Annotated in this window: 6 protein-coding genes; 1 reads left to right on the top strand and 5 read right to left on the bottom strand. The window is 73.6% G+C overall.

All coding sequences use genetic code 11. The features are described from left to right. Positions 1-129: 129 nt before the first annotated feature. Genes ACFVYX_RS06590 through pdhA form a run of 3 tightly spaced genes read right to left on the bottom strand, consistent with a single transcriptional unit; the run spans position 130 to position 3,703 of the window. Complete coding sequence (locus tag ACFVYX_RS06590) at positions 130-1,497, bottom strand: dihydrolipoamide acetyltransferase family protein (RefSeq protein ID WP_389680227.1); 1,368 nt, start codon at positions 1,495-1,497, stop codon at positions 130-132. Further along, on the bottom strand, positions 1,497-2,543 hold the full coding sequence (locus tag ACFVYX_RS06585; protein ID WP_389680226.1) for an alpha-ketoacid dehydrogenase subunit beta: 1,047 nt from the start codon (positions 2,541-2,543) through the stop codon (positions 1,497-1,499). Before ACFVYX_RS06585 ends, ACFVYX_RS06590 begins: the two co-directional genes overlap by 1 nt. Further along, positions 2,543-3,703 (bottom strand): pyruvate dehydrogenase (acetyl-transferring) E1 component subunit alpha, encoded by a 1,161-nt coding sequence (pdhA, locus tag ACFVYX_RS06580; RefSeq protein WP_389680225.1) that lies wholly within the window; start codon positions 3,701-3,703, stop codon positions 2,543-2,545. The genes ACFVYX_RS06585 and pdhA overlap by 1 nt, the downstream gene beginning before the upstream one ends. 177 nt (positions 3,704-3,880) lie before the next feature. Between pdhA and ACFVYX_RS06575 the strand changes: the two genes are divergently transcribed. Beyond that, on the top strand, positions 3,881-4,483 hold the full coding sequence (locus ACFVYX_RS06575; protein ID WP_389680224.1) for an Lrp/AsnC family transcriptional regulator: 603 nt from the start codon (positions 3,881-3,883) through the stop codon (positions 4,481-4,483). A 72-nt stretch (positions 4,484-4,555) separates the two neighbouring features. Here the strand turns inward: ACFVYX_RS06575 and ACFVYX_RS06570 are convergent, their stop codons facing one another. Beyond that, positions 4,556-5,149 (bottom strand): TetR/AcrR family transcriptional regulator, encoded by a 594-nt coding sequence (locus ACFVYX_RS06570; RefSeq protein ID WP_389680223.1) that lies wholly within the window; start codon positions 5,147-5,149, stop codon positions 4,556-4,558. After that, entirely contained in the window at positions 5,149-6,729 is a 1,581-nt protein-coding gene (locus ACFVYX_RS06565) for a 3-hydroxyacyl-CoA dehydrogenase (RefSeq protein WP_389680222.1), read from the bottom strand. The genes ACFVYX_RS06570 and ACFVYX_RS06565 overlap by 1 nt, the downstream gene beginning before the upstream one ends. Positions 6,730-6,791 lie beyond the last annotated feature (62 nt).

Below are 6,791 nucleotides of genomic sequence, written 5' to 3'. Positions count from 1 at the left end.
GCCCCCCCCCTCCCGGCGGGGGGGCCCCCTGTCCCGTTCGGGCGCGCCCCCCCCCACCCCCCACCCCCCCTCCCCGGCCTCGTGCGGGGCGCGGCGCGCCCGGGGCCGCCCCCCCCCCGACGCGGGCTGTCAGAGCGTGCGGAGCAGGACCGCGGGCTGCTCCACGCAGTCCGCCACGTACCGCAGGAAGCCGCCCGCCGTGCCGCCGTCACAGACGCGGTGGTCGAAGGTGAGCGAGAGCTGCGCCACCTGACGGACGGCCAGTTCGCCCTGGTGCACCCAGGGCTTGGGGATGATCCGGCCGACGCCGAGCATCGCGGCCTCGGGGTGGTTGATGATCGGCGTGGAGCCGTCGACCCCGAACACCCCGTAGTTGTTCAGGGTGAACGTGCCACCCGTCAGGTCCGCCGGGGTGAGCGCGGACTCCCGGGCGGCCTCCGTCAGCCGGGCGAACTCCGCCGTCAGCGACTCGGCCGTGCGCGCCCCCGCGTCCTTGACCACGGGGACGACGAGGCCGCGCGGGGTCTGGGCCGCGAAGCCGAGATGCACGGCCGGGAGCCGGACGATCTCCCTGGCGGCGGTGTCCACGGTGGAGTTGAGCTCGGGGAACCTGGCGAGGGCGTGGACGCAGATCCGGGCGAGGAGCGCGAGCAGCGAGATCTTCGGACCTCCCGCCGCGTTCATCGCCGCACGTGCGGCCATCAGCTCGGTGGCGTCGGCGTCGACCCAGCAGGTCGCGTCCGGGATCTCCGTACGGCTGCGGGACAGCTTGTCCGCCACGGCGCCGCGGACCCCGCGCAGCGGAACCCTCTCACCGGCCGCGGCGGCGACCGCCGGGACGGCGGTGGGCGCGGGCGCCGGTGCGGCGGCCGCACGCTCGACGGCCGTGAGGGCCAGCTCCACATCGGCCCGCAGGATCAGCCCCTCGGGCCCCGATCCGCGCACCTCCCGCAGGTCGAGCCCCCGGTCCCTGGCCAGCTTCCGCACGAGCGGCGAGATGACCGGCACCGGGCCCTCGTGCCCTCCGGCGCCCACGGCGACGGGCACCGGAGCGGCCGCCGGCCCCGGGGCGGGAACAGCGGCGGGCGCTGCCTTCGCCGCCACGGCAGGGCTCCCGTGCCGCACCCGGCGGCGGCGGGCGGCGGGCTCCGCCGTGCCGTATCCGACGAGCACGTTGCCCGACTGCTCGGACGACACGGCGGACGCGGTCTCCTCAGAGGGGCGGGGGGCGGCTGCCTCCGGCTCCCCGGTGCCGCCCACCGCGACCGTCAGGAGCGGTGCGCCGACGGGAAGTTCGGTGCCCTCCTCGCCGTACCGGGCGGTGACGACACCGCCGTACGGGCAGGGCACCTCGACCATGGCCTTGGCCGTCTCGACCTCGACGACCGGCTGGTCGACGGCGACGACGTCGCCGACGCCGACCAGCCAGCGGACGATCTCCGCCTCGGTGAGTCCCTCACCGAGGTCGGGAAGCTTGAACTCGAGCACCTGGGCCATCAGCTTCCCGCCTCCCACTGCAGCCGCGCCACCGCGTCCAGGACCCGGTCCACGCCCGGCAGATGGTGCCGCTCCAGCATCGGCGGCGGGTACGGGATGTCGAAGCCGGCGACCCGGAGCACCGGCGCCTCCAGGTGGTGGAAGCATCGCTCGGTGACCCGTGCGGCGATCTCCGCGCCGGGGCCGCCGAATCCGGTCGACTCGTGGACCACGACCGCGCGGCCGGTGCGACGCACCGAGGCGCAGACGGTCTCGTCGTCGAACGGCACGAGCGAGCGCAGGTCGACGACCTCCAGGTCCCAGCCCTCGGCCTGCGCGGCCTCCGCCGCCTCCAGACAGACCGGCAGGGAGGGGCCGTAGGTGATCAGGGTGGCGCCGGTGCCCCGCCGCCGTACGACGGCCTTGCCGATCGGCTCCACGGGCGCGGGCGCCTCGGGGGACCAGTCGGACTTGGACCAGTAGAGCCGCTTGGGCTCCAGGAAGACCACCGGGTCGTCGGAGGCGATCGCCGCGCGCAGCAGCCCGTAGGCGTCCTCGACGGTGGCCGGGGTGACGACGTGGAGGCCGGGGGTGGCCGTGTAGTAGGCCTCGGAGGAGTCGCTGTGGTGCTCGACGCCGCCGATCCCGCCGCCGTACGGGACGCGGATGACGATCGGCATCGGCATCGCGCCGCGCGTCCGGTTCCGCATCTTCGCCACATGGGAGATCAGCTGCTCGAACGCCGGGTAGGCGAACGCGTCGAACTGCATCTCGACGACCGGTCGCAGGCCGTACATGGCCATGCCGACGGCCGCGCCGAGGATGCCGGCCTCGGCCAGCGGGGTGTCGGTGCAGCGGTCCTCGCCGAACTCCTTGGCGAGCCCGTCGGTGACGCGGAAGACGCCGCCGAGCGTGCCGACGTCCTCACCCATCACATGGACGGCCGGGTCCTCGGCCATCGCGTCGCGCATGGCGCGCTGGAGCGCCTGCGCCATCGTGGCCGGCTTGGCCTTCCCGGCCTTTCCGGCGGTCCTGTCCGCCGTGGGTCCGGTCGTCGCCGTCGTCATCACGCCTCACCCTCGGCTTCGAGCTCGGCGCGCAGCTGCGCCGCCTGTTCGCGCAGCTGTGTGGTCTGCTCCGCGTACACGTGGGCGAAGAGGTCCATCGGGTCGAGCACCGGATCGGCGTTCATCCGCTCGCGCAGCTCCGCTGCCATCGTCTCGGCGGCCTCCGCCGCCGCGCGCCTGCCGTCCTCGTCGAGGAGGCCGCGCTCGGTCAGTTCCCGTTCGAGGATCAGGATCGGGTCGTGCGCCCGCCAGGCCTCGACCTCGCCGGCCGCGCGGTAGCGCGTGGCGTCGTCGGCGTTGGTGTGGGCATCGATCCGGTACGTGATCGCCTCGACGAGGGTCGGACCGCCGCCGCGCCGGGCGCGGGCGACGGCCTCGGTCAGCACCTGGTGGACGGCGACCGCGTCGTTGCCGTCGACGAGCCGGCCGGGCATCCCGTATCCGACGGCCTTGTGGGCGAGGGAGGGGGCGGCGGTCTGCTTGGCGAGCGGCACGGAGATCGCGAAGCCGTTGTTCTGGACGAGGAAGACCACGGGGGCCTGCCAGACGGCCGCGAAGTTCAGCGCCTCGTGGAAGTCGCCCTCGCTGGTGCCGCCGTCGCCGACCATGGCGAGGGCGACCACGTCGTCGCCCTTGAGCCGGGCGGCGTGGGCGAGGCCCACCGCGTGCGGCAGCTGGGTGGCGAGCGGGGTGGAGAGCGGCGCGATGCGGTGCTCGTGCGGGTCGTATCCGGTGTGCCAGTCGCCGCGCAGCAGGGTCAGCGCCTGGACGGGGTCGAGGCCCCGGGCCACGGCCGCGAGCGTGTCGCGGTACGAGGGGAAGAGCCAGTCCCGCTCCTCGAGGGCGAGGGCGGCGGCGATCTCGCACGCCTCCTGGCCGGTGGTGGACGGATACACGGCGAGCCGGCCCTGCTTGGTGAGGGCGGTGGCCTGCGTGTTGTACCGGCGGCCGCGGATCAGCTCCGCGTAGAGCCGGAGCAGCAGCGCGGGGTCGGCGTCGGCCACGGCGTCCGTGCCGAGCACGCGCAGCGGCTCGGCGTCGGGCAGCAGCGGGGCGGGGTCAGTGCGCGGCTGCCATGCCGGCGACGGGGCGGGCCGGTGGGCGGGGACGGCACCGGGCGGCTCTTGGACTGTCGAACTGCGCTGTTGCAACGAGTCCACCTCCTCGTGGGAGCGGGCATAAGACCCGAAGGCGGGTGGCGCGAGTGTGGCGCGCCTCACCTACCGATTGTTCGGTCGTGGAGGCATTTTGGCTACAGGCACCACCAGCCTGTGGACAAACGGTTCTCCACAGCCTGGGATAGGAGCAGGTCGTCCATCGGAGCGAGGCGGGGGCACATGGCGGATGAACAAATGGCTGACGACCGGAGCGGAGCTCCGGCCGCCGACACGGACGGCGAGGCGGGTGGCGCCCTCGGTGGGACGGAGAACGAGGTGCCCGGAGAGGCTCTGAGCGCTCCGGTCGGCGTGCCGACGGGAGCGCCGCCGGCACGCCCGCTGGACGCGATCGACCGGGACATCCTGCGGTTGCTGCAAACGGACGGCCGCGCCTCCGTACGCTCCGTGGCCGAACGGGTGCACGTCTCCCGGGCCAACGCGTACGCGCGCATCAACCGGCTCATCGACGACGGGGTGATCCGCGGATTCAGCGCCCGGGTCAACCACGAGCGGGCGGGCCACGGCGCCTCCGCCTACATCACGCTCAAGATCGTCCAGAATTCCTGGCGCACGGTCCGCGAGCAGCTCAAGACGCTGCCGGGCGCCACGCACATCGCGCTGGTCAGCGGGGATTTCGACGTCCTGCTGCTGGTGCACACACCGGACAACCGGACGCTGCGCGAACTGGTGCTGACCCGGCTCCAGGCGATCCCCGAGGTGCTGTCGACGCGCACGCTGCTGGTCTTCGAGGAGACGGACCTGAACACCGACCCACGCGGCTGACCCGGTCCTCGGCGAGCCCACGCCCATGGCGAGCGCGGCGAGCCTGTACGCCGTCGTGGAGCCGGACGGCCCTCAGCGGGCCGTCCGCAGCCCGTCGAAGGCCAGATGGGCGACGGTCTCGGCGAGCTGCTCCCGCTCCGCGGTCGCGTCCGGGTGGGGCCGGTACCACTCCACAAGCGAGTTGATCATGCCGAAGAGGAGCCGGGTCGCGAGCCGGATGTCCACATCGGCCCTCAGGTCGCCCTCGTCGGCGGCGGCCCTGAGCAGCTCGGCCACCTTGTGGTCGAACTCGCGCCGCCGCTCCATGGCCCACCGCTCGGTCGACGTGTTGCCCCGCACCCGGAGCAGCAGCGTCACGTACGGCAGCTCCGCGATCAGCACCTCGACCGTCCGCCGCGTGACGTACTCGACCCGCTCGACGGCCCGGCCGCGCACGGCGCCCGGCTCGTCGAGGATCGCGAAGAGCCCGTCGAGCGCCCGGCTGACCGCCCGCCGGAGCAGCTCCTCCTTGCCGGACACATGGTGGTAGATCGACGACTTGGAGATCCCGGCCGCCTTGGAGAGGTGCTCCATGGAGGTGCCGTCGTAGCCGCGCTCGTTGAAGACCCGCACGGCGACCGAGAGCAGCGTCTCCGGGGTGTAGGTGTCACGCTTCGCCGTGGTCATCACTCGTCCTCCGCGTACTCGGCGTAACCCCGGCGCACGAGGCCGACGCCCGGCGCGTACCGCCCCGTCGGATACCGCTCGTGCAGCTCCCCCAGCAGGGCCGACGTACGCCGGTACCCCACCTTCGCGGCCCATTCCAGCGGGCCGACCGGATAGTTGACCCCGAGCCGCATGGCCGTGTCGACGTCCTCGGCCGTGGCGACGCCCCGGTCGACCGCGTCCGCCGCGACGTCGGCCAGCATGGCGACCGTACGGGCCACGATCATGCCGGGCACGTCGCCGATCACGGAGACCTTCTTGCCGAGGGCCTGGAAGAGGCCCACGGCCTCGGCGAGGGTCTCCGGCGACGTCCCCTCCCTGGCGGAGAGCACGATCCGGCTCGCGCGCGCGTAGTCGAGCGCGAGGTCGAAGTAGACGATCTCCTCCCTGTGGTACTCGAAGGAGCTCTCGCCGTCCGCGAGGTTGAGCTCACCGCCTCCCGGCAGCACGATGTACCCGCCGTCGCCCTTCTTGCGCCGGACCGTGATCCCGGCCTCCTCGAAGAGCCCCACCAGCGGCTCGGCGGGCCCCAGGTCGCCGCGGACGACGATCTTCGTGGGCGCCTCGGCGGGCGCCGCCGTGTGGGGTTCCGGCCGCTCGGCCCCCTCCGCGTACGAGAACCAGCCCTGGCCCGTCTTCCGGCCGAGCCGTCCCGACTCCACGAGCCGGCGCTGTGCGAGCGAGGGCGTGAACTTCGGGTCCCGGTAGAAGGACTCCCACACCGAGCGGGTGACGGCCTCGTTCACGTCCTGGCCGATCAGGTCGGTCAGCTCGAAGGGGCCCATGCGGAAACCGCCGCACTCGCGCAGGGCGGCGTCGATCGTGGCCGGGTCGGCCGCGCCCTCCTCGTAGACCCGGAGCGCCTCGGCGTAGAAGGGGCGCGCGACCCGGTTCACGATGAAACCGGGGGTGTCCGCACAGCGCACCGGCGTCTTGCCCCAGCCCTTCACCGTCTCGTACGCGCGCGTGGCGACGTCCGGGGCGGTGGCGAAGCCGCTGACGACCTCGACGAGGGGAAGCAGCGGGGCCGGGTTGAAGAAGTGCAGTCCGACGAACCGGCCGGGCAGCCGCAGTCCTCCGGCGATGGCGGTGACGGAGAGGGAGGAGGTGTTGGTGGCGAGGAGGGTGTCGTCGCCGACGACCTTCTCCAGGTCGGCGAAGAGCTGCTGCTTGACGGGGAGCAGCTCGACGATCGCCTCGATGACGAGCGCCGCGTCCGCGAGCTCGTCGAGCTCCTCGGCCGCGTGCAGCCGGCCGACGGCGGCCTCGCGCGCGGTGGCGTCCAGGCGCCCCTTCTCGACGAGCCGGTCGAGTCGGGCGGTGAGGGCGGCCACGGCCTCCCCTGCGCGGCCCGGGGCGCTGTCGTAGAGGCGGACGGGGTGGCCGGCGACGAGGGCGACCTGGGCGATGCCCTGCCCCATGGTCCCCGTGCCGACGACGGCGACGGTGCGGTCCTGTCCCACGGTCTGCCCGGCTTCCGCCGCGGCGGCCTCACTGGCGGTCACGTCGTCGCTCCCCCTGACGGTCACGTTGGCGCTCATAGGGGTGATCCTCCCCGATGGGTTTTCCACAGGATCGACGGACCCCCTTGTCCCGACCGATC

The sequence above is a fragment of the Streptomyces sp. NPDC058326 genome, from assembly GCF_042879855.1.
Lineage (GTDB): Bacteria > Actinomycetota > Actinomycetes > Streptomycetales > Streptomycetaceae > Streptomyces.
Note: the sequence above shows the minus strand (reverse complement) of the source record. Positions and strands in the feature narration are given on the sequence as shown.

Bases quoted from the DNA above. Each gene is read 5' to 3' on its own strand.
- ACFVYX_RS06590 (WP_389680227.1), bottom strand. From the start codon at position 1,497: ATGGCCCAGGTGCTCGAGTTCAAGCTTCCCGACCTCGGTGAGGGACTC.
- ACFVYX_RS06585 (WP_389680226.1), bottom strand. From the start codon at position 2,543: ATGACGACGGCGACGACCGGACCCACGGCGGACAGGACCGCCGGAAAG.
- ACFVYX_RS06575 (WP_389680224.1), top strand. From the start codon at position 3,881: ATGGCGGATGAACAAATGGCTGACGACCGGAGCGGAGCTCCGGCCGCC.
- ACFVYX_RS06570 (WP_389680223.1), bottom strand. From the start codon at position 5,149: ATGACCACGGCGAAGCGTGACACCTACACCCCGGAGACGCTGCTCTCG.
- ACFVYX_RS06565 (WP_389680222.1), bottom strand. From the start codon at position 6,729: ATGAGCGCCAACGTGACCGTCAGGGGGAGCGACGACGTGACCGCCAGT.